This window comes from Rhizobium sp. BK538 (assembly GCF_014197575.1).
GTDB lineage: Bacteria > Pseudomonadota > Alphaproteobacteria > Rhizobiales > Rhizobiaceae > Rhizobium.
Genome location: NZ_JACIFT010000004.1, coordinates 301,756 through 321,263 on the forward strand (window position 1 = coordinate 301,756; position 19,508 = coordinate 321,263).

A 19,508-nucleotide genomic window follows, 5' to 3' on the forward strand; every position below is an offset into this window, starting at 1 on the left:
AACAAATGCGTGAATACAAGATTGCCGCCATTCCCGCCGATGGTATCGGTCCGGAAGTGATCGCAGCTGGCCTGCAGGTTCTGGAGGCGCTCGAGAAGCGCAGCGGAGACTTCAAGATCCAGTCGGAAACGTTCGATTGGGGTTCGGATTACTACAAGAAGCATGGTGTGATGATGCCAGCGGACGGTCTGGAGACGCTGAAGAAATTCGACGCAATCTACTTCGGCGCAGTTGGAGCGCCCGACGTTCCTGACCACATCACCCTCTGGGGCCTTCGCCTCCCCATCTGCCAGGGCTTCGACCAGTACGCGAACGTACGACCGACAAAGATTCTCCCTGGCATCACTCCGCCGCTGCGCAACTGCGGTCCTGGAGATCTCGATTGGGTCATCGTTCGTGAGAATTCGGAAGGCGAATATTCCGGCCATGGAGGCCGCGCCCACAAGGGCCTTCCAGAAGAGGTAGGAACCGAGGTCGCCATTTTCACACGGGTCGGAGTGACACGCATCATGCGCTACGCGTTCAAGCTCGCACAATCTCGTCCACGCAAGCTGCTCACCGTCGTCACTAAGTCCAACGCGCAGCGACATGGCATGGTCATGTGGGACGAGATCGCAGCAGAAGTCTCCAAGGAATTTCCGGACGTGACCTGGGACAAGATGCTGGTCGACGCCATGACTGTCCGCATGACACTGAAGCCACAGAGCCTCGATACGATCGTCGCGACGAACCTGCATGCCGACATCCTCTCGGATCTTGCTGGCGCACTTGCGGGCTCGCTCGGCGTCGCTCCGACCGGAAACATTGATCCGGAGCGTCGCTTTCCGTCGATGTTCGAACCGATCCACGGCTCGGCTTTCGACATCACGGGAAAGGGCATCGCAAACCCGATCGCCACTTTCTGGACGGCAGCGCAGATGCTCGAACATCTTGGAGAACCCGAGGCGGCGGCACGGTTGATGAGCGCGGTCGAACGTGTGACCGACGCGGGCATCCTCACACCTGACGTCGGCGGCACGGCCACCACGAAGCAGGTGACCGACGCGGTCTGCGAAGCCATCGCCGGATCCAACATCCTGAAGATGGCAGCGGCCGAATGAGCTGGAACGACGCTTCAGCCCGCCGGGTGCTGCGCCGCATGTTCGACGCAGCAGTAGCAAGTGCGGATCCGAGCAAGGTGGTCGCCCAGCATCTTCCGGATCGCCCTAGCGGCCGATGCGTCGTAGTCGGAGCGGGCAAGGCATCCGCCGCCATGGCGGCTGCCTTGGAAGCCGCCTGGAGCGACGTCGAACTGAGTGGCGTGGTAGTGACGCGTTATGGCCACGCGGTGCCCGCCGGGCGTATCGAGATCATCGAGGCGGCACATCCGGTTCCTGACGAAATGAGCGTGAGGGCAGCCGATCGTATTCTGACGAGCCTTCGTGGGCTCGGTCCCGACGATCTTGTCGTGGCCCTGATATCGGGCGGCGGGTCCTCGCTCCTCGTCTCGCCCGCAGACGGCATGACGCTCGCAGACAAGCAGGCCGTCAACCGGATGCTCCTCGCAAGCGGCGCGACGATCTCGGAAATGAATATCGTCCGGAAGCAACTTTCCGGAATCAAAGGAGGACGCCTTGCTGCTGCCGCCTGCCCGGCGCGAGTTGTCACCTTGGTCATTTCGGATGTTCCTGGCGACGAACCGTCGCAGATCGCTTCCGGCCCGACCGTGGCGGACGGGACCACCGTCGACGATGCGAGGGAGATCATTTCGCGTTACCGGCTCACTTTGCCGCCGGCTGCTCGAGCGGTTCTGGACAGGGGTGGCTCTGCCCTTCTCAAAATGCCCACCGACCTGGAGGTCAGACTTATCGCGTCGCCGTCCATGGCGCTGGATGCTGCCACGCAGGTTGCCCGCGAAGAAGGAATCGCGCCCATCATCCTGGGCGACGCACTTCAGGGCGAGGCAAGAGAAGTCGGCACGGTTCTCTCCGGCATTGCGATCTCGGCGAAGACAAAAGGACATCCGATCAACGGTCCGGCGGTCATTCTGTCCGGCGGAGAAACATCGGTCTCACTTCCAAAGGATTCGACCGGGCGCGGCGGCAGGAACACCGAGTTCCTTTTGAGCCTTGCGATAGGACTGGACGGCGTAGAGGGCGTCTGGGCGATCGCCGGCGATACCGACGGAATCGACGGAGCAGAGGATGCCGCTGGCGCAATCGTCACGCCCGACACTCTCGCACGCATCGCGGCTTCGGGCGTCGCTCCTCGTTCGGTTCTTGCCAGGCACGACAGCTACAGCGCCTTTTCGGCGATCGGTGACCTCGTGGTCACAGGTCCAACCCTCACCAATGTCAACGACATCCGCGCAATCCTTATAGGGTAAAGGCATCATGTTTATCCGAAGCAATCGCCGAGCGAAGATAGTCGCGGCGGCATGGTATCGTGCCGACGCCGTGATGCTCTCGGCCGAATCTGCAACCGGCTCTTATCCGATATGGAAACAGTGGCGATGATGGATCGTATTATCGAAAAGACGGAGAAGCACAAACTTTATCGTCCGATTCTGGAAGCGACCGAGCCTCGTGTCGACGCGACGCCGTCCCACGCGGTGGCTGCTGCAGCCGCTAGTGTTGCGGCCTCGATCGGAGCACCGGTCATTGTTCCGTTCGTTGGAGCCGCTGCACGCATGCATGGGATCAGGGTCTGGAGAACGAGGGCGAAACGTCCGCTCCTACCGGGCCCGTGGAAGAACCTCACACGCCTCGATCTGTTCGCCCACAAAGGAGCCAACGGGATATCGCCACACAGCTCCTCGATTGTTGCGACCCGAGGTATCTAGAGAAGGGGTGGTCCAGAGGCCCGAAGTTGAGTTGGCGTTTGGCCGAATATGCGCTTGAAAGTGCGAGTGAAGTGGGAGGCGTTCTCGTATCCAACATCGAGCGCGACTTCGATCAGCGACGCCTTCGATTGCAGAAGCAGGGCCTTTGCCCTCTCCATCCTCACGCGCGTGTAGGCTTTTGCGGGAGACATGCCCGCCTTTTCCAAAAACAACCGTTCGAGTTGACGCCGCGACAGGCGAACGGAAGCCGCGAGCTTGAGAATGGTCATGCCGCCTTCGACATGCTGCTCCATCAGGATCATCGCCGCTTTGACCCGGTTATCTTCGTATTCGTCGTGCAAAGGGCGCCGTGGCTGAATGTCGCCGGCGGAGCGCGCCTTTTCGATCTGTAGAACTTCCAAGGCATTTCTCTCAGCCTCGCGGCTGATATACCGCCGCACAAGGACCGCCGCGATATCGGCTGCGCTGCTGCCGCCGGCACAGGAACCGCGTTGCCGGTCCAGGTTGAATATCCTGTCCGATCGTACAGAAAGATCAGGAAAGCGCTCGCGAAACTCCTTGTAGTGTAGCCAGCTAACGCATGTCTCATGGTTTCTCATTAAGCCAGCATCGGCAAGGATGAACGAGCCTGTACAAAGACCAATCAAGGGTACCCTGGCGGCATCCGCGCGCTTGAGAAATGTGATCGTGTCGTGATCGACAGGGTTTTCCGCTGTGAGAAGGCCTCCGACAACGACAATGTAATCGAACCTCGTCGGATCCACGAAATCCGACGTCGGTGCCACCTGGATCCCACAGCTTGACGCAATCAGATGCCGCGTACTTCCGAGCACTTGCCAGTCCGCCAGTACGCGTCCGGAACGATCATGCTCGTCGCTCGCAAGCCGCAACGTATCCGCGAAAAGCGCGAATGCTGAAAGCGTGAAGGATCGAGCAAGCACAAATCCGACCTTTAGACGGCCGGCGGATTTGCCGACGGCGTCTCCTTGCCGATAGTCTTCTGGTCGCATCTCAATCTCCTTGATACTGGACGTTTGCAGCCCTCACTCACCTTATCTGAAAGCCGTGTGCCAGCGGGTCTCGATCATCCACGAAGATCGTGTTGTGGCCGATGACGCGCGCCCAGCCGCCTATGCTCGGAAGGATGCCCTTATACTCACCAAGGTCGGCATTAGCCTCCACCCTGCCCTGAAACACCGTCCCGATCAGGCTCTCATGCCGGTAAGAAGAGCCGACAGCAAGCCTTCCCTTTCCGTGCAATTGCGCCATACGTGCCGAGGTGCCGGTTCCGCCGGGCGACCGATCTATCGCCTTGTCTCCGTAAAACACGGCACATCGGCCATCCGACTGGTCGTTGATCGGATGGTCGCACCAAATCGCATGATGGACACCGCGAATTCTTCCATCGTCTGGATGGACCGGGTCGCACAGGTCCGCCAGAGCCTCTCGGAGTCCCCGGCTGAAGCCGACAATCTCGGCCGCGTTCATACCGGCAAGTCCGGCCCAGTTCTCCTGTGGCTCGACAACGGCGTAGTAGTTGCCACCATAGGAAATATCGACAATCAGGCGCCCCATTCCAGGCACATCCACGGCGACGTCCGCTTCGTGCAGATAGCTGGGCACATTGTAGAGGCGAACGGAGTCCACATACCCATCCTTTTCCTCGTAGGCGACGTCGACCCGTCCCGCCGGCGTTTCGATGGAAACACGCCCCGGCCTGCGTGGGGTCACCAGCCCCTCCTCGATCGCGGCCGTCACGACGCCGATCGTTCCAGCACCGCACATCGGAAGGCAACCACTTACCTCGATGAAGAGGACGGCAAAATCACAGTCGTCACGATAGGCGGGATAGATAATTGCTCCCGACATGATGTCGTGTCCTCTGGGCTCGAACATCAAGGCTTGTCGGATCCAGTCATGGTCGCGGACGAAGAGTTCGCGCCTCTCGCCGACGGGAACATGTGGCAGGAGCGGCCCGCCGCCGGCAACGACACGCACCGGATTTCCACAGGTGTGGGCGTCGACGCAGAAGAAGCTTTTTCTCATATCTTTCCTCGAGTCACGCTGCCCGAGGCGTGCTGTCGCGATCGAGAAGACCGCGGCTTAACCGGTCAAGCAGCAGCGCGACTGCCACGATTGCGAGGCCTGCGCGCAAACCCAGCCCCATTTCCATGCGGGTCAGACCGCGCGTCACCTCGGCGCCAAGACCGCCTGCTCCAACAAGGCCCGCCAGGACGACCATGGCCAGCGAGAGGAGGATGCATTGGTTCAGGCCGACCAACAGCGTCTGCTTGGCCAACGGAATTTCGATCTTCCAGAGCACTGAACGAGGATGGGCACCAATCGCACTGCCAAGCTCCACGAACTCGCGCGGCACCTGGTTGAACGCCAAAGTGGTCAGTCGCAGCATCGGCGGAATGCCGTACACGATCGTGGCAATGATGGCTGGTACGCGCCCCAGGCTGAAGATCATTACCGCGGGGATCAGGTAAACCCACGGCGGCACGGTTTGCATGACGTCGAGGACTGGTCGCACGATCGCTTCAAGGGTCTTGTAACGCGAGCAGAGGACGCCAATGGGAAACGCGACGAGCACGGAGATCAGGACGGAGACGGTCACAAGTGCAACCGTCTGCATTGACGCCGTCCAGAACCCGACGATCAGGCAGAACCCCAGGCAGAGACCTGCCAGGATTGCCGCTCGCACATTCACAGCAAGAAAGGCTGCGACGACGACGATAGCAATAAGGGCAACAGGCGGCACGAATAGAAGTGCGGCCTCGATTGCCGACAGCACGGCCTCCACCAAATAGCTGATCGCGGCAAACAGCGGATGCAGGTTGGTGTTCAGCCAGTCAACCGCCGGAGCTAGAAAAGCGCCCGGCGAAAACTGCAAAACCGACGGGTTCATGACTGCCTCCCTGTTCCAAGCCGGGCCGCGCTCTGTGTTATGCGGTCGAGCACCATAGTCAGGACGACGATCGCGATTGCCCCGTTGATGGACGTCGCGATGTCGAGCGTTCGGATCGCGCCGTAGATCGTCTCTCCAAGACCGCCGGAGCCGACGATGCCGGCGATCACGACCATGCCAAATGCCATCATCAGGCTCTGGTTGATCCCAGCCATGATGCTGGGAAGAGCAAACGGCAGGCGGATTTTGAAGAACATCTGGGCCGGCCTCATTCCGCTTGCCTCTCCAAGTTCGACGAACTCGCTTGGCGTCATGCGGATGCCAAGCGCGGTCAGCCGGATTGCCGGCGGCATGGCAACGACAATGGTGGCGATAAGCGCCGTCGCTGGACCGTAGCCCAGCAGGGCAATCGCCGGCAGCAGATAGATGTATGGCGGAAGCGTCTGGATCAGATCGAGGCCCGGCTCCATGAACCGGTTGAGAGCCGTAAAGAAACCTGCCGCGATCCCGACAGGGATACCGATCGCCAGCGCGAGCGCCGTCGCCGTCAAGACCAGTGCCAAGGTGCTCATCGTTTCGGACCAGAGTCCCATGGAAAAGCACAGGAGAAGCGCAACGCCGCCAAGGATCGCGAACCAGGCGTTCACCAGGCGCCATCCCACCAGCGCGACCATGATTGCGACGACATAGAATGGTGAAAGCACGAGCAGCCAGAGGATCCCATCGTAGAGCCCCTCGAGGACCCATCTGACGTAGTCGAAAAGGGTCTCTCCATTGTCGCTTACCCATTCGAGCGCGGTGTCTGTCCATTCGTCGAAGGTGTCAGTGAAGCTTGAAATGTCCATGTCACTCAGCTCCCGTTCAGCGGTCAGGCCGCCGCGCGATCGTTGTTGGAGGTACCCTTGACGCCCATGAGGAGACTGCGCGGCGTGACCACGCCGACGACCTCATCGTTGTCGACGACGGCAATGGCGTCACGGTCCGTCTGCATGGTCAGCGTGATCAGCTCGTCGATGTCGGCATCCGGACTGGTGCGCAGCAGCGACGAGATATCGGAATGTGGCTCGCTGCGCTGAAACTCGCTAACGCTGTGCATCACGGAATGCGCCTTGATCAGATGGAGTCGCGATATGCCTGCCACGAACTCGGCGACATAATCATCCGCTGGATTGAGGATGATCTCCTCGGCAGTACCAGTCTGGATAATGACGCCGTCCTTCATGATGGCGATGCGATCACCGATGCGGATCGCCTCGTCGAGATCGTGCGTGATGAACACGGCAGACTTGCCGAGCGACTTCGTGAGCTGGCGGAACTCGTCCTGAAGCTGGCGGCGGATCAGCGGATCGAGCGCGCTGAAGGGCTCGTCCATCAGGATGATTTCCGGATCGGAGGCAAGCGCGCGGGCAAGGCCGACACGCTGCTGCATGCCGCCCGACAATTCCTTCGGGTAGCGGTCAACCCAGTCTGCCAGGCCCACTGTTTCCAATGCGGCCTTGGCGATCTTGTTGCGCTCGAGCTTGGGGATGCCCTGGACTTCCAGTCCGAAGCCGGCGTTTTCGAGCACCGTGCGGTGCGGAAGCAGCGCAACGCTTTGGAACACCATGCCGATGTTCGTGGCACGCATCTGGCGGAGCTCGACGGGGGAGAGCGCGGCAATGTCCCTGCCCTTGACAAGCACCTTTCCGGCGCTTGGTGTAATCAGCTTGTTGAGCAGCCGGATAAGCGTCGACTTTCCACTGCCAGACAGGCCCATGATACAGAAGATCTCGCCGCGCCGTACCTGCAGGCTGGCGTTCGAGACGCCAACGACGCAGTTGAACTCCTTCAGCACGTCCTTCTTGCCCAGTCCCTGCTCGGCAATCGATCTCATGGCGGCGGCGGATTTGTCTCCAAAGACCTTCCAGAGGGATTGGCAGTCGATCAGGACTTCATTGGTATCGGCATTTGCGGCTTTCATAGCGATCCCCTTGAGCCAATTGGTGCTGGCTTTTCTCATTGGGCTTCAAGGGCCATCCGACCGGATCGGACGGCCCTGCACGGTTAGTTCTTCTTGATGTTTTCCCAACGCTTGACCAGGTCGGCATGCGCCGCAATCCAGCCCTGCACAGCCTGATCCATCGTCTTGCCGTCCTTGACCTCGCCGTTGATGGCGGTGATGTCGGCGATCGGAACATAGACGCTGGCCATCACTTCACGGGCGTGCGGGTTTTCTTCGGAGAAGCCTTTCTTGCCGATCCAGTAGTAGCTCTGCGGCGGCGGGAAGACGCCCTTCGGGTCCTTGAGGTACTTTACCTCGTATTTCTGGACCATCCACGACGGCTCCCAGATCGTAACGGCGATCCACTCCTTGCGGTCATAGGCCGACTTGAGGGCCGCCGTCATCGCAGCCGTGCTGCCTTCGACGAGTTGCAGCTTGATATCGTAGTCCTTGACGGCGTTGGAAGAGTCACGCATCAGCCCGGCGCCCGGTTCAATGCCGATGATCTTGCCGCCGAACTTGTCCGCGTTTTCATTGAGCTGTTCCAGAGAGTCGATCGGAACGTACTTCGGAACCGCGATGCCCTGGTAGAGGCCGTGCGAAACCGGCGAAATCTTCTCGAGGCGGTTCTTGTTCTTGTTCCAGTAGTCCTGGGCGACATAATCTGTCTGCGATGTGAGAACCTGGATGTCGCCCTTGGCAAGAGCGGCATAGGCGATGCCCCATTCGGAGAACTCGGTCACCTTGACGGTGTAGCCGGCGTCTTCGAGAACCTTCTTGGTGATACCGGTGATGGGCGTCAGGTCTTCCCATGACATCGTGCCCATGGTGATCGTCTTTTCTTCCGCGCGAGCAGGAAGCATGCTGATCCCGACCATGGCGGCGGCGCAGAGCGCTTTCCACAAAGTCTTCATTGTTCTTACTCCTAGTTTTCGTTCCCATTCTCGTTGAAGACTTGGCGGTGGGCTCAGTCTTCACATTGCGCGGCAAGGGATCATCCCTCGCGGCCTGCACGCAATTCCTGCAACCGGATCACCGAATTGATCCCCAGCCACGCAAACGGCTCTGGCGGCAGTCTCGTGGGCATCGGATGATCCATGTATTTGTCGAGTTGTTCTGAGCCGGTTCCGGTCGCCAACTCGGCGGCCAGCACACCGGCAAGCGTGCTCTTCACGGTCCCGAGGCCATTTTCGCAGCACGCCGAGAACAAGCCTTCGTCGATTTCGCCAAAGGCCGGCACGTGATTGCGACTGAGGCAAAGGCGGCCGGCCCAACTGTATTGGAACGGCAAATCCGTCAATTTCGGAAAGCGTGCATCAAGCGACCGGCGATGAGCGGCCGCCAGCTTTTCCAGGCGTTTGTCGGTGACAGTGATCGTCCTGCCGTAGGTGTATCTTGTGCGAAGGACGATGCGTGAAAGGCCGTTCGACGTGATCTTGCGAACCGTTGCACCCATGGCATCGGCCGGGAGCAGCGCCCACCGGTCCTGCCCGGAGACTGCGTGGGCGACATCATCCGCCGGAAAGGGAGCCGTCATCGATGCGTAGGCGAATATATGGATCAGCCGACCGCGAAAATGACCGAAGTCCTCTATATGCCCGTTGACCCCCAGGATGACCTTCGGGGCGGTTACTGCACCCCGTGTCGATTTGGCCGTCCAAGTCCCACCCTCACGCCGCAGCTCCGTGACAGGCGAGCGCTCGAAGATGGTCACAGTCTGCCCAACCCCTGCCGCAAGGCCTCGGACATAGTCCGCAGGTTGGATCATCACCGCACCGGGCGTATATAAGCCGCCGAGGTAATAGTCCGTTCCTGTCAGCTCGCGCATTTGCGATCTATCGAGGAAAACATGCTTTTCGCCGATGCGCCGAAGCGACTCGCCATAGCTGACGTTCAGCTTCATTCCGCGCGCCGTTGCAGCCGCATTGATCTTGCCTGACGGATCGAATGTCTCCCGGGACATTCCGTATTCGTCCGCAGCGCTTTTCGCGAAATCGATCGCAAAGCGGTTTTGTGCAATCTCAAGGGCGGTTGCCGCTTCACTGGCGCCTGAATACTCGCCCGCCGAGAGATTGTGGGGAACATCGATCATGTAGCCGGAGTTTCGGCCAGCCGTGCTCTTGGCTACCTCTCCGGCTTCCATGACGACGATCTTGTCGCCCGGCCGGATCTGCGAGAGCCGTCGGGCTGCAGACAATCCCGCAAACCCGGCACCGACGATCAGCCAGTCGGCCGCCACGCTGCCTTCCAGCGTACGAATGGGGGCGACGCGTCTGCTGATCGCCTCCCAGCCTGAGACGCCAGATTCAGCGGGAAGCCGCTTGACGACGGTCCTGGTCAACGGATCGTCTCGTCGACCGAGCGATCGGAGACATCGATCCAGATCGTCTTCAGCTCGCAGTAGTTGTCGTGGGCAAAGATGGACTTGTCTCGACCGCCGAAGCCGGACTCCTTGTAGCCGCCGAACGGCGTGCTGGCGTCACCCTCACCAAAGCAGTTGACGGTCACGAGGCCCGCCCGGATGTCGCGCGACAGCCGGATGGCGTTGCGCAGGCTGCCCGTGTACACGGAGGCGGTCAAGCCGTAGTTGGTGTCGTTGGCAAGGGCGACGGCTTCGGGAAGGTTCTCGAATGTGGTTACCGAAAGGATCGGTCCAAAGATCTCCTCTTGGAACAGCCGGCTCTTCGTCGTGACCCCATCGACCACGGTCGGCTCAATGAAGGCACCTTTATGCGTCGCGCCGCCGTGGGCGAGCGAAAGGTTCTCCGTCTTGATGTCGTCGAGAAACGACTTCACCTTCTCGAAATGGCTCTGACTGACGAGGGCGCCAATGCGGTTTTCCGGATCGAGCGGGTCGCCTGTCTTCCATTCCCGCATATATGCGCCGATCCGCTTCAGCAGTTCTTCCTTGATGCTGGAGTGAACGATCAGGCGGGATGTGGCCGAACAATTCTCGCCCATATTCCAGAAGGCGCCGTTGACCACCTGTTCGGCAACGAGGTCGAGATCTTCCGCGTCCGGAAGCACGACCGCGGGATTCTTGCCGCCACATTCGAGGACCACCTTCTTCAAATTGGAATCCGCCGCGTAGCGTAGGAAGCGGCGTCCCGTTGGCGTCGAGCCGGTAAATGCAACCATATCAACGTCCATGTGGAGACCAATCGGCTCACCGACGTCCCTGCCGCTGCCGGTCACGACGTTGAACACACCTGCTGGAATACCTGCCTCATGGGCGAGTTCGGCGACACGTAGCGTCGTCAACGTCGTTTCCTGTGCGGGCTTGACGATGACCGAGCATCCGGCAGCCAGAGCCGGGCCGATTTTCCAGGCCAGCATCAGCAATGGGAAGTTCCACGGCAGCACGCAGCCGACGACGCCGATAGGTTCGCGGACCACCATGGCCAAGGCATTCGGTCCGACATTGTTGGTATTGTCGTAAAGCTTGTCGATCAGTTCCGCATGCCAGCGGATCGTATGGATCGTGTCAGGAATATCGACGGTCTGGCATTCACGGACCGGCTTGCCGCTGTCGAGGCTCTCCATGACCGCAAGTTCGTGCCGGTTGCGTTCGATGAGCTTGGCGAGCTTGAGGAGGATCTCCTTTCGCTCACCAGGCGAACGCAAACGCCAGCGACCGTCGTCAAAGGCCTCCTTTGCCTTGGCCACCGCATAGTCGACATCACTTGTATCGCATGCGGCAATCTTGGTGAGCGTTTCGCCCGTCGCCGGATTCGTAGACTTGAACGTGTTGCCGGAGATTGCCGGACGAAACGAGCCATCGATGAATGCATTTGTCGGCAACTGAATATCAGCAGCGATCGCCTTGTATTCGGCAGCGGTCAAGGGTTCATGCATGGTTGGCTCCCGACGTGATGTTGGCGACAGTGCGCTTCAAGGTGGCAACGACGGTCTGCAGGGTTCGCTTTTCTTCGGAATTGAGGGGCCGCAGCGGCGCGCGCACGGATCCGGTTTTGAGCCCGATGATCTCGCAGCCGTGTTTGATCGACTGGACGAACTTGCCGCATTCGAGGAAGTCCATCAGCGGCAGCATCGCGCTCATGATCGCGCGGCCCTTGTCGAAGTTCTTCTCGCGAACGCATGCCTCGTACAGGGCGACGTGTTCGCGCGGGAGAAAGTTGGATCCGGCGCAAACCCAGCTTTTGGCGCCCCATGCGAAGAACTCGAGTGCCTGGTCGTCCCAGCCACAGGAAAGCGCAATGTGCGGGAACTTCCTGGCGAGCAGATGAAGGTTGCCCATGTCGCCGGAACTTTCCTTGATGGCGACGACATTCTTCGACTTGCCGACGCGCGAGAAATATTCCTCGCCCATCATCACACCCATGCGGGCCGGGTAGTTGTAGAGCATGATCGGCAGATTGGCCGCGCGGTCGACGGTGAGCGCGTGAACCGCATTTTCCCGCCCCGTCGGAAGCGCATAAGGAGGTGTGGAAACGAGGATCGCATCAGCGCCGATTTCCTTGGCAGCCTTCGCGTATTCGACCGAATCCTCAGTCCGTGTGGCGCCCGTTCCGATGATAAGCGGCAAGCGGCTCCCGATGACGTCCTTCGCATAAGAAGCGAGGTCAAAACGCTCCTGGCTTGTCTGAGCGTAATACTCGCCCGTTGACCCGCCAACGATAATGCCGTGGACCCCCGCCTCGATCAGCGATTCCAGCACGGCAGCGAATGCCTTCCGATCGATCTGTCCACTCTCATCAAGCGGAGTGACGGCCGGGGTATAGATCCCCTCGAATTTCACTATGATTTCTCCAATGTTTTGGCAGCCGGACCGCCGATGAAGACGTCCGCCTTCAGTCCCTGCGGCGCGATGAACATCTCCATGTTCTCGCGGGACAATTCCCAATGTTCAAAGACGAGATCGACGACGGCATCCTCGTCATGCGCTGCCAGCGCTTCGATGAAGGCGTCATGGTGTTCGACGGCCAACTGCAAGCGCCGCTTCATGTCGTCGTTTCGCGGCCGGAAGAAAGTGTGGCCGATCCGGGCATGGTCGATGAGCAGACGGCCGAGGCTGGGCTGCAAATAGACGTTTGCCGACATCTCGCCGAAGATCTCATGGAAGCGGTTGTTCTGAAGGACCATGTCCAGCGCATTCTGGCTTTCGCTGGCCCTGCGAAAGCGCTCCTGCGTCTGCTTCAAGTCCGCAAGTTGTGATGATTTGAAGTTCTGGACCGCCAATCGACCGACGGCGGCATAGATCATCGGCGCGACCAGAAAGAAATTTCGCAGCGTGGCATGGTTCATCGGGATGACGCGCGCGCCGCGGTTCTCGCGAATATCGACATAGCCCTCGCCTGCCAATCGACGAAAGATGTCTCGGACCGGCGTTCGGGAGAGGCCATAGCGCTCACTCAGGCTGGCTTCGTCTAGATCGGCGTCGGGGTCGAGCTCCATTGTCAGAATTTGACGTTTCAAGTCTTCGTACAGGTTGCTCTTCACGGTCTTGGCCATGCGTCACTCCATGCCGTTGGTTGCGCCACGGCTGAAACATGGCATGCATCTAATATGCTGTCAATAAATTGTGTACTTTGCGTACACAATAAAAGTTCTTACAGAATACAATTTGAGGATACTATCATCTAACATACGGAAATAACGAGCGAATCATTCACGACGATTTCGCTTCACGTCACTGCGGATCAGGGTTGGATAAGGAAGATCGGAGGCAGAACTCGGCATTGGACGCGCTGAGTAGTCACAAGCGCTGGCCACAGGCGGCTATCGGCCAAGGTAGCAAGTTTGGGTGGCAAACGGTTGGCGCACCCCTCATACGGATGGAACTTGCTCCGGGCACGGTTCTGGACGAAGTGGCGCTGGGCGAACTGCACGGTATACCCGAACGACTTTGCTCTTCGCTGGAGATCGGCGAGGACGTGTCGACGGCAAGTCTCCTCGTAGTGGGAGGCTCCCGGATCGCTGTATTTAATACCGTGCCGCAGGGTCTTGTAGAACAAGACGGCGATTTTGCGGGCCGTGGCAGTGACCGCCTTGGCCTTGCCGACGCGTGCCGACAGACGCCGATAGAATGCCCTCAACGCGGCCTGAGTGCGCCCGACCGCAACCGCGGCAAGTCGCAATAGTGCCCCGGCTGAATGTGTCTTAGGAATTGCGAAGTTTCCGGTGGCGCCCTCTGACTTCCGGTCATCGATTTAGCGGTGGCGTAACGAACATTTTGCTTCACTTCTAACATACATTCCGCTGGGACGACCGACACTATGCAATCCAACTCCATCGACAGAGCCGGAGGTAGCAATTCTTGCGGTCAAAATCCTGTGACATTTGCTTATATCAGCAGGGTCAAGACGGAACTTTCGTCAGGGTGACATTTCGCACTCCGCCCTACCGAATTCCGCAGTTTCCCGAAGGGAAGACGATCATTTGTGAAGCGCGGCAGTGAGCCATGACGAAGCCCGGTCGATAGCCACCGTCCTTCTGGATTTCAACGGCAGTAAAACGTTGTATCGGCCTTCCGGCGATAGTCTGGTCTCATCGAGAGCAACCAGCGTGCCGTCATCGAGGAACGTCTGAACAAGGGTGCCCCAGCCCAGGGCAACTCCCTGACCCGCGCGTGCGGCGAATATGGTCTCAGTGTAATGGCTGAAGCGAAGAGAGGGCGTGACCTCAAAGTGCACGCCAAGTTCTGCGAGCCATTGGCCCCAGGAAAGCCACAATCGGTCCTCGGCGTCAGTCTCGATGAACTCGTCGGCCGTGGACAATGGACCCTTGTCGCGCCGGTTGAGGTATTCTGGCGAGCAGACGAGCATTATCTCGTCCCCGCGGGAGGCAATAACCGTTCCGTCGCTGAAGGGAGGCAGCCCGAACCGGATCGCAAGATCGACCGCCCCGCTGTCCAAATCGATCTTCTGATCCTGGGACACGACGCGGATCTGAATGCCGGGATTCTGGGCGCGAAAATCGGCGAGGCGGGGAAGCAGCCAGAAAGACGAAAAAGCCACGGTCGCGCCGATGGTGACCACATCCTGGGCGGCCCCCTTGATGGCATCGATTGCGTCGGAAATGTTGGAGAAGCTCTGCGCCAGGGAGGCGCCCAGCACCAGACATGCGGCAGTCGGCTCGATTGCGCGGTGCTTGCGCACGAACATCGGCTGACCGAGCTCTTCCTCCAGCAACGCAATTTGCCGGCTCACCGCCGCCTGGGTAACCCCGAGCTCGCCCGCAGCGATGGTGAAGCTCTTACGACGAAGGACCGCCTCCAGCATGATCAGAGCCGTCATCGACGGCAAGCGCCTGCGAAACTGCATTCCATGCCCCCTCACATTACTCGCCGTTATGCGAGCGTGATAATTAATGCCGTTGAAGAGGCTCAGTAGCAAGGGCAGTCTATGCGAATACAGGCATAAGGGGCTCTCATGCTAAACAAACTTCCCTCCTCCATCTCCGCCCTTCTCGACTCTCGCACGAACGGACACTCGCTGCCCGCCGGCCTCTATACGCGTGAAGACGTCTTCGACGCGGACATCGATGTTTTCTTCCACAAACACTGGATATGCATCGGTCTCGACTGCGATGTTCCGGAAGCTGGCGATGCCACCGTCATCGACATTGGCAAGACAAGCCTCATCCTGCTGCGAGATGACGACGGCGAAATTCGTGTGCTGCACAACGTCTGTCGCCACCGCGGCGCTCGCCTGCTGGACGAAGGAAAAACGATCGTCTCAAAGCTTGTCTGTCCCTATCACACCTGGACCTATGATCTTACCGGAGAACTCAGTTACGCTCCTCATATGGGCAAGGACTTTGACAAGGATTGTCACGGACTGAAACCCGTGACCTTCAAGTCGATTGGTGGGCTGATCTATGCCTGTCTCTCTGATAACCCTCCCCACGACATTGACGTCCTCGAGCACACAATGGTTGAACGCCTTGCTCCCTACGACATCCGTAATGCGAAGGTCGCCCATCAGACGGATGTGATCGAGGATGGCAACTGGAAGCTGACGATGGAGAACAATCGTGAGTGCTACCACTGTTCCGCGAACCATCCCGAGCTCTGTGTATCCTTCGTCGATCTCGACTTCGGCTTCGATCCGGAAACCTTGAGCCCGGAGGACCGAGCGCAGGCGCAAGAGCATTTTCGGCTCTATGAAGACAAGACCAAGGCTTGGGAGGCCGACGGCTTCCCATCGGCCGCCGTCGAGCAACTCTCCGACTGCGCCACGAACTTCCGTACGCAAAGACTGATCATCGCTGGCGCGGGCGAATCCCAGACGCATGACGCCACGGCCGCATCATCTAAGCTGCTCGGCCACATGACGCGGAAGGACTTAGGCGATACCCATCTTTGGGGCCACAACTCCTGGAACCACTTCATGGGCGACCATGCTGTGGTCGCCATCGTCATCCCCCTGTCGGCAGGCAAGACCCTGGTCCGGACGAAGTGGCTGGTGCACAAGGATGCGGTTGAGGGTGTCGACTACGATTACGACAAGCTGACGGACGTCTGGATTGCGACGACCGACCAGGACGCTGACCTGGTGGCACGCTCCCATGCAGGTGCGCTCGATCCTGCCTACCGGCCCGGCCCCTACTCGCAATTCTCGGAGACCAACCTCGACAAGTTTGCCACGTGGTACATCGATCGGATGCGCGCAAATGGATATTGATTTCGCACAGAAGCAGGGCGGCTCAGCGCTGCGCGACACATGGGATCCCGAGCAAGACGACACCTTGGTGTGCTTGGACGTTCATCAGGAAACCCACGACGTCAAGAGCTTCACCTTTGCGTCACCGCAAGGCAAGCGCTTCACCTTCGAGGGCGGACAATATTTCCTCTTCGACTTCCCGATTGGCGATGATGCCGAGGCACGCTGCTACAGCATCTCCTCGTCACCGCACCGTGCAAACGCCTTCACCGTGACGGTCAAGCGGGTCGTGAACGGAAGAATATCGAATTGGCTTCATGACAACATGCAAAGCGGCATGACCGTGAAGGCTCAGGGGCCGCTCGGCCGTTTTGTCTGTCCGCGCGTCGCCGCCCCGAAGCTTCTGCTTCTTTCTGGCGGCTCCGGCATTACGCCCGTGATGTCTATTCTGCGTGGCCTGGCGGATCGCTGCGAGCCCGCAGATGTCGTATTTCTTCATGCGGCTCGCTCGCCGGTCGACCTGATTTTTCGCAACGAGCTGGCCTGTCTTGCCGCACGAATGAAAGGCCTTCGCCTGCAGTTTCTGCCTGAGAGCGTCGATGGGGAGCCATCCTGGCCCGGGCTGACAGGCCGGATTTCGCCCGAGTTCCTGAAGCTCGCCGTGCCCGACATTGCGAAGAGAACCGTCATGTGCTGCGGCCCGGCGCCATTCATGGCCGCGGCACGCTCGATCACCGCGCAGCTCGGAGTGCCCGCGAACAGCTACATCGAGGAAAGCTTCGATGCAGCGATTATCGAGGAACCAGCCGTCACCGGCGAGGCCTCGATACCAAACAAGGCTTTTCAGGTCGAATTCGCCAAGCAATCCAGAAAGATAGAGGTCGCCGACGACCAGACGGTGCTTGCCTGCGCGAAGAAGTCGGGCGTGCGCATCCCCTCCTCCTGCTCCAATGGCGTATGCGGCACATGCAAGTCGAAGCTGGTTTCTGGTGCGGTCGACATGAACCACAATGGCGGGATACGGCAACGAGAGATCGACGCTGGATTATTCCTGCCTTGCTGCTCCAGGCCTCTCAGCGACCTGGTGATTGATCGCTAACGGCTGGGCACGCGCCCGCACGACCTATCCTTTGGCGACAATAGGGATCGACCATGCTGCTTAGAGACAGGATCTCCGACCAAGGCTCCACGGTGTTCAAGGACGAGCGCAAGCAGGCCTATCTCAATCCGGCAGGAGCCGATCGGCCGCTCATAAGTCCTCTTCCCTTGCAAACCCTCGATTCCGTGCGGCGGTATCGGCTGGACCGCCTTCGGTTGCAAATGAAGGAATGGAACTGTTCGGCGTTGCTGTTGTACGATCCGGTCAACATACGCTACGCGTTCGACTCGTCGAACATGGCCATCTGGACGATGCATAATCCCTCTCGATATGCGCTCGTTGTCGCTGACGGTCCCGCCATCATGTTTGAATTCGAGGGATCGGAGCACGTCAATGACGGGCTTCCCGGTATCGATGAAATCCGCACGTCAAAATCTTACCTGTTCTTCACCTCCGGTAACCTTGTCGAGCACCGAATGAGGGACTGGGCCGATGAGATCGCAGACGTCATGAAGTCCCACGGGCGCAACAAGAGACTTGCCGTCGACAGGCTCGAGCCGGCGCCGGCATCGGAGCTTTTAAAGCGCGGCCTGGAACTGCTGGACGGCCAGGAGCTGGCCGAACGAGCACGCTCGATCAAGAGTTCCGAAGAAATCGAACTCATGCGGTGGACGATCCGGGTGTGCGAAGCCGGGATGGCCCGCATGTACGAGGTTTCCGAGCCCGGACGAACGGAGCGCGAAATTTGGGCTGAGCTGCATTTTGAGAACGCCCGCAGTGGCGGCGAATGGCTTGAGACGAAGCTTTTGACGGCCGGCCCACGAACCAATCCCTGGTATCAGGAGTGCTCTGACTACGTCATAAAGCGCGGCGAGATGATCTCCTTCGATACGGACATGATCGGGCCCTATGGATATTGCGCCGACCTGTCGCGCTCATGGACCTGCGGTCATGTGGCAATGAGCGACAAGCAAAGCGAGCTCTATTCGGCGGCGTTGGATCAGATCGAGCACAACCTGTCGATCATTCGTCCTGGCATGACATTCGTTGACTTCAACGAAAAGAGCTGGCGCATCCCTGAAAAGTACCTGCCTTATCGCTATACTCTGGCAGTGCATGGGACGGGAATGGCCGACGAATGGCCCGGCATTCTGCTCCACCCCGATTTCGACCAGAACTTCAGCGGCGTCATTGAAGAGAACATGGTTCTAAATGTTGAAAGTTTGATTGCGCAGGCAGGGTCGGAGAGCATCAAGCTGGAAACGCAAGTTCTTGTTACGTCTCGAGGAGCGGAGCGCCTGGACACTTTCCCATGGGAGGAGATCTGAAACGCCTCTGGACGCGCGAAAGCCCGCAACGCGTTAGGATTGGCCGGTGAATGGAGACGGCGGATGAGCGACTTCACCCTGTCTTCTGCACTATTTTCAAGATGTAACTGCTATCGATACCTGCTGGAGCGACAGTGGGATCCCTCAAGGGAGACTGTCGCGTTCCTGATGCTCAATCCATCCACTGCGGACGCCTTCAGCACCGATCCAACGCTGCGTCGATGCATCGCCTTTGCGAGGTCGTGGGGGTTCGGCGGTCTCGTCGTTGGGAATCTCTTCGCCCTTCGATCGTCCAGTCCAGGACGGCTCTATGAGCAAGCGGACCCGGTTGGGCCTGAAAACGATCGGTACTTACGCAAGATGTCCGAAAGCTGCGACAGGATCGTGTGTGGCTGGGGTAGGCATGGTGCCTATCGTGATCGAGCTTTTGAGGTTTGTCGAATGCTCGCAACGTCAAAGCTCTACGCACTCAAATTCACGTCGGATGGCCACCCCTGTCACCCGCTCTATATTTCAGGCACAGCCGAGCCGAAGCTATTCCAATGGTGAACTCGCTATCGCCGGTGCCGCGTCCGGTCGCAAGGCCCCGAGGCGCTGCGCAGCCTCGGTTTTTCGCTGGTTTCATGTGTGGCTAGAGAGACCGCTCTAGTTCCGGCAGGACATCGAAGAGGTCGGCGACGAGACCGTAGTCGGCGACCTGGAAGATCGGCGCCTCCTCGTCCTTGTTGATGGCGACGATGACCT

The 19,508-nt window shown here is 59.3% G+C and carries 17 protein-coding genes and 3 pseudogenes; 7 read left to right on the forward strand and 13 right to left on the reverse strand.

Annotated features, from left to right (window positions below; all coding sequences use genetic code 11):
- Positions 1-5: 5 nt before the first annotated feature.
- The 3 genes and pseudogenes from FHX09_RS07105 to FHX09_RS07115 form a co-directional block, all read left to right on the forward strand.
- A complete protein-coding gene (locus tag FHX09_RS07105; protein ID WP_183723143.1) occupies positions 6-1,100 on the forward strand; it encodes a tartrate dehydrogenase in 1,095 nt (364 codons plus the stop codon).
- Complete coding sequence (locus FHX09_RS07110; RefSeq protein ID WP_184449600.1) at positions 1,097-2,365, forward strand: glycerate kinase; 1,269 nt, start codon at positions 1,097-1,099, stop codon at positions 2,363-2,365. Before FHX09_RS07105 ends, FHX09_RS07110 begins: the two co-directional genes overlap by 4 nt.
- 40 nt (positions 2,366-2,405) lie before the next feature.
- Positions 2,406-2,650 (forward strand): annotated as a pseudogene (locus FHX09_RS07115) (pyruvate kinase); the annotation flags it as partial.
- A gap of 167 nt (positions 2,651-2,817) precedes the next feature.
- Here FHX09_RS07115 and FHX09_RS07120 read toward each other — a convergent pair.
- The 12 genes and pseudogenes from FHX09_RS07120 to FHX09_RS07175 form a co-directional block, all read right to left on the reverse strand.
- Positions 2,818-3,831 carry a GlxA family transcriptional regulator gene (locus tag FHX09_RS07120; RefSeq protein WP_132593701.1) on the reverse strand — a complete coding sequence of 338 codons (1,014 nt, stop codon included), beginning with the start codon at positions 3,829-3,831 and terminating at the stop codon, positions 2,818-2,820.
- A gap of 37 nt (positions 3,832-3,868) precedes the next feature.
- Positions 3,869-4,867, reverse strand: a complete 999-nt coding sequence (locus FHX09_RS07125; RefSeq protein ID WP_184449602.1) for a 4-hydroxyproline epimerase — start codon at positions 4,865-4,867, stop codon at positions 3,869-3,871.
- A 13-nt stretch (positions 4,868-4,880) separates the two neighbouring features.
- Positions 4,881-5,732 (reverse strand): ABC transporter permease subunit, encoded by an 852-nt coding sequence (locus FHX09_RS07130; RefSeq protein ID WP_183723147.1) that lies wholly within the window; start codon positions 5,730-5,732, stop codon positions 4,881-4,883.
- Entirely contained in the window at positions 5,729-6,577 is an 849-nt protein-coding gene (locus tag FHX09_RS07135; protein WP_183723149.1) for an ABC transporter permease subunit, read from the reverse strand. The genes FHX09_RS07130 and FHX09_RS07135 overlap by 4 nt, the downstream gene beginning before the upstream one ends.
- Positions 6,578-6,600: 23 nt before the next feature.
- The gene (locus FHX09_RS07140) at positions 6,601-7,731 is read right to left on the reverse strand and encodes a glycine betaine/L-proline ABC transporter ATP-binding protein (RefSeq protein WP_184449604.1); all 1,131 of its coding nucleotides are present in this window, start codon (positions 7,729-7,731) and stop codon (positions 6,601-6,603) included.
- A gap of 44 nt (positions 7,732-7,775) precedes the next feature.
- Entirely contained in the window at positions 7,776-8,627 is an 852-nt protein-coding gene (locus tag FHX09_RS07145) for a glycine betaine ABC transporter substrate-binding protein (RefSeq protein WP_132593711.1), read from the reverse strand.
- 80 nt (positions 8,628-8,707) lie between these two features.
- Entirely contained in the window at positions 8,708-10,054 is a 1,347-nt protein-coding gene (locus tag FHX09_RS07150; protein ID WP_132593713.1) for an FAD-binding oxidoreductase, read from the reverse strand.
- Complete coding sequence (locus FHX09_RS07155) at positions 10,051-11,568, reverse strand: aldehyde dehydrogenase (RefSeq protein ID WP_184449605.1); 1,518 nt, start codon at positions 11,566-11,568, stop codon at positions 10,051-10,053. Before FHX09_RS07155 ends, FHX09_RS07150 begins: the two co-directional genes overlap by 4 nt.
- Positions 11,561-12,472 (reverse strand): dihydrodipicolinate synthase family protein, encoded by a 912-nt coding sequence (locus tag FHX09_RS07160; protein ID WP_132593717.1) that lies wholly within the window; start codon positions 12,470-12,472, stop codon positions 11,561-11,563. Before FHX09_RS07160 ends, FHX09_RS07155 begins: the two co-directional genes overlap by 8 nt.
- Positions 12,472-13,185: a GntR family transcriptional regulator gene (locus FHX09_RS07165; RefSeq protein WP_132593719.1), complete on the reverse strand. Its 714-nt coding sequence runs from the start codon at positions 13,183-13,185 to the stop codon at positions 12,472-12,474. The genes FHX09_RS07160 and FHX09_RS07165 overlap by 1 nt, the downstream gene beginning before the upstream one ends.
- Positions 13,186-13,556: 371 nt before the next feature.
- Positions 13,557-13,823 (reverse strand): annotated as a pseudogene (locus FHX09_RS29705) (IS110 family transposase); the annotation flags it as partial.
- Between the two features lie 285 nt (positions 13,824-14,108).
- Positions 14,109-14,996 (reverse strand): LysR substrate-binding domain-containing protein, encoded by an 888-nt coding sequence (locus tag FHX09_RS07175; protein WP_184449608.1) that lies wholly within the window; start codon positions 14,994-14,996, stop codon positions 14,109-14,111.
- Positions 14,997-15,104: 108 nt separating this feature from the next.
- On the opposite strand from FHX09_RS07175, the gene FHX09_RS07180 reads away from it, so the two are divergent.
- From FHX09_RS07180 to FHX09_RS07195, 4 genes are all read left to right on the forward strand, one after another.
- The gene (locus FHX09_RS07180; RefSeq protein ID WP_184449610.1) at positions 15,105-16,358 is read left to right on the forward strand and encodes an aromatic ring-hydroxylating dioxygenase subunit alpha; all 1,254 of its coding nucleotides are present in this window, start codon (positions 15,105-15,107) and stop codon (positions 16,356-16,358) included.
- Positions 16,348-17,436: a hybrid-cluster NAD(P)-dependent oxidoreductase gene (locus FHX09_RS07185; protein ID WP_184449612.1), complete on the forward strand. Its 1,089-nt coding sequence runs from the start codon at positions 16,348-16,350 to the stop codon at positions 17,434-17,436. The genes FHX09_RS07180 and FHX09_RS07185 overlap by 11 nt, the downstream gene beginning before the upstream one ends.
- Before the next feature lie 53 nt (positions 17,437-17,489).
- Positions 17,490-18,764 carry a Xaa-Pro peptidase family protein gene (locus tag FHX09_RS07190; protein ID WP_183723161.1) on the forward strand — a complete coding sequence of 425 codons (1,275 nt, stop codon included), beginning with the start codon at positions 17,490-17,492 and terminating at the stop codon, positions 18,762-18,764.
- Positions 18,765-18,827: 63 nt separating this feature from the next.
- Positions 18,828-19,313, forward strand: a complete 486-nt coding sequence (locus FHX09_RS07195) for a DUF1643 domain-containing protein (RefSeq protein WP_183723163.1) — start codon at positions 18,828-18,830, stop codon at positions 19,311-19,313.
- An 82-nt stretch (positions 19,314-19,395) separates the two neighbouring features.
- On the opposite strand, the pseudogene FHX09_RS07200 reads toward FHX09_RS07195, so the two are convergent.
- Positions 19,396-19,508 (reverse strand): annotated as a pseudogene (locus FHX09_RS07200) (electron transfer flavoprotein subunit alpha/FixB family protein); the annotation flags it as partial.

Excerpts from the sequence above, each read along its gene's own strand:
- FHX09_RS07105 (WP_183723143.1), top strand. The coding sequence starts at position 6 with ATGCGTGAATACAAGATTGCCGCCATTCCCGCCGATGGTATCGGTCCG.
- FHX09_RS07110 (WP_184449600.1), top strand. The coding sequence starts at position 1,097 with ATGAGCTGGAACGACGCTTCAGCCCGCCGGGTGCTGCGCCGCATGTTC.
- FHX09_RS07120 (WP_132593701.1), bottom strand. The coding sequence starts at position 3,831 with ATGCGACCAGAAGACTATCGGCAAGGAGACGCCGTCGGCAAATCCGCC.
- FHX09_RS07125 (WP_184449602.1), bottom strand. The coding sequence starts at position 4,867 with ATGAGAAAAAGCTTCTTCTGCGTCGACGCCCACACCTGTGGAAATCCG.
- FHX09_RS07130 (WP_183723147.1), bottom strand. The coding sequence starts at position 5,732 with ATGAACCCGTCGGTTTTGCAGTTTTCGCCGGGCGCTTTTCTAGCTCCG.
- FHX09_RS07135 (WP_183723149.1), bottom strand. The coding sequence starts at position 6,577 with ATGGACATTTCAAGCTTCACTGACACCTTCGACGAATGGACAGACACC.
- FHX09_RS07140 (WP_184449604.1), bottom strand. The coding sequence starts at position 7,731 with ATGAGAAAAGCCAGCACCAATTGGCTCAAGGGGATCGCTATGAAAGCC.
- FHX09_RS07145 (WP_132593711.1), bottom strand. The coding sequence starts at position 8,627 with ATGAAGACTTTGTGGAAAGCGCTCTGCGCCGCCGCCATGGTCGGGATC.
- FHX09_RS07155 (WP_184449605.1), bottom strand. The coding sequence starts at position 11,568 with ATGCATGAACCCTTGACCGCTGCCGAATACAAGGCGATCGCTGCTGAT.
- FHX09_RS07165 (WP_132593719.1), bottom strand. The coding sequence starts at position 13,185 with ATGGCCAAGACCGTGAAGAGCAACCTGTACGAAGACTTGAAACGTCAA.
- FHX09_RS07175 (WP_184449608.1), bottom strand. The coding sequence starts at position 14,996 with ATGCAGTTTCGCAGGCGCTTGCCGTCGATGACGGCTCTGATCATGCTG.
- FHX09_RS07180 (WP_184449610.1), top strand. The coding sequence starts at position 15,105 with ATGCTAAACAAACTTCCCTCCTCCATCTCCGCCCTTCTCGACTCTCGC.
- FHX09_RS07185 (WP_184449612.1), top strand. The coding sequence starts at position 16,348 with ATGGATATTGATTTCGCACAGAAGCAGGGCGGCTCAGCGCTGCGCGAC.
- FHX09_RS07190 (WP_183723161.1), top strand. The coding sequence starts at position 17,490 with ATGCTGCTTAGAGACAGGATCTCCGACCAAGGCTCCACGGTGTTCAAG.
- FHX09_RS07195 (WP_183723163.1), top strand. The coding sequence starts at position 18,828 with ATGAGCGACTTCACCCTGTCTTCTGCACTATTTTCAAGATGTAACTGC.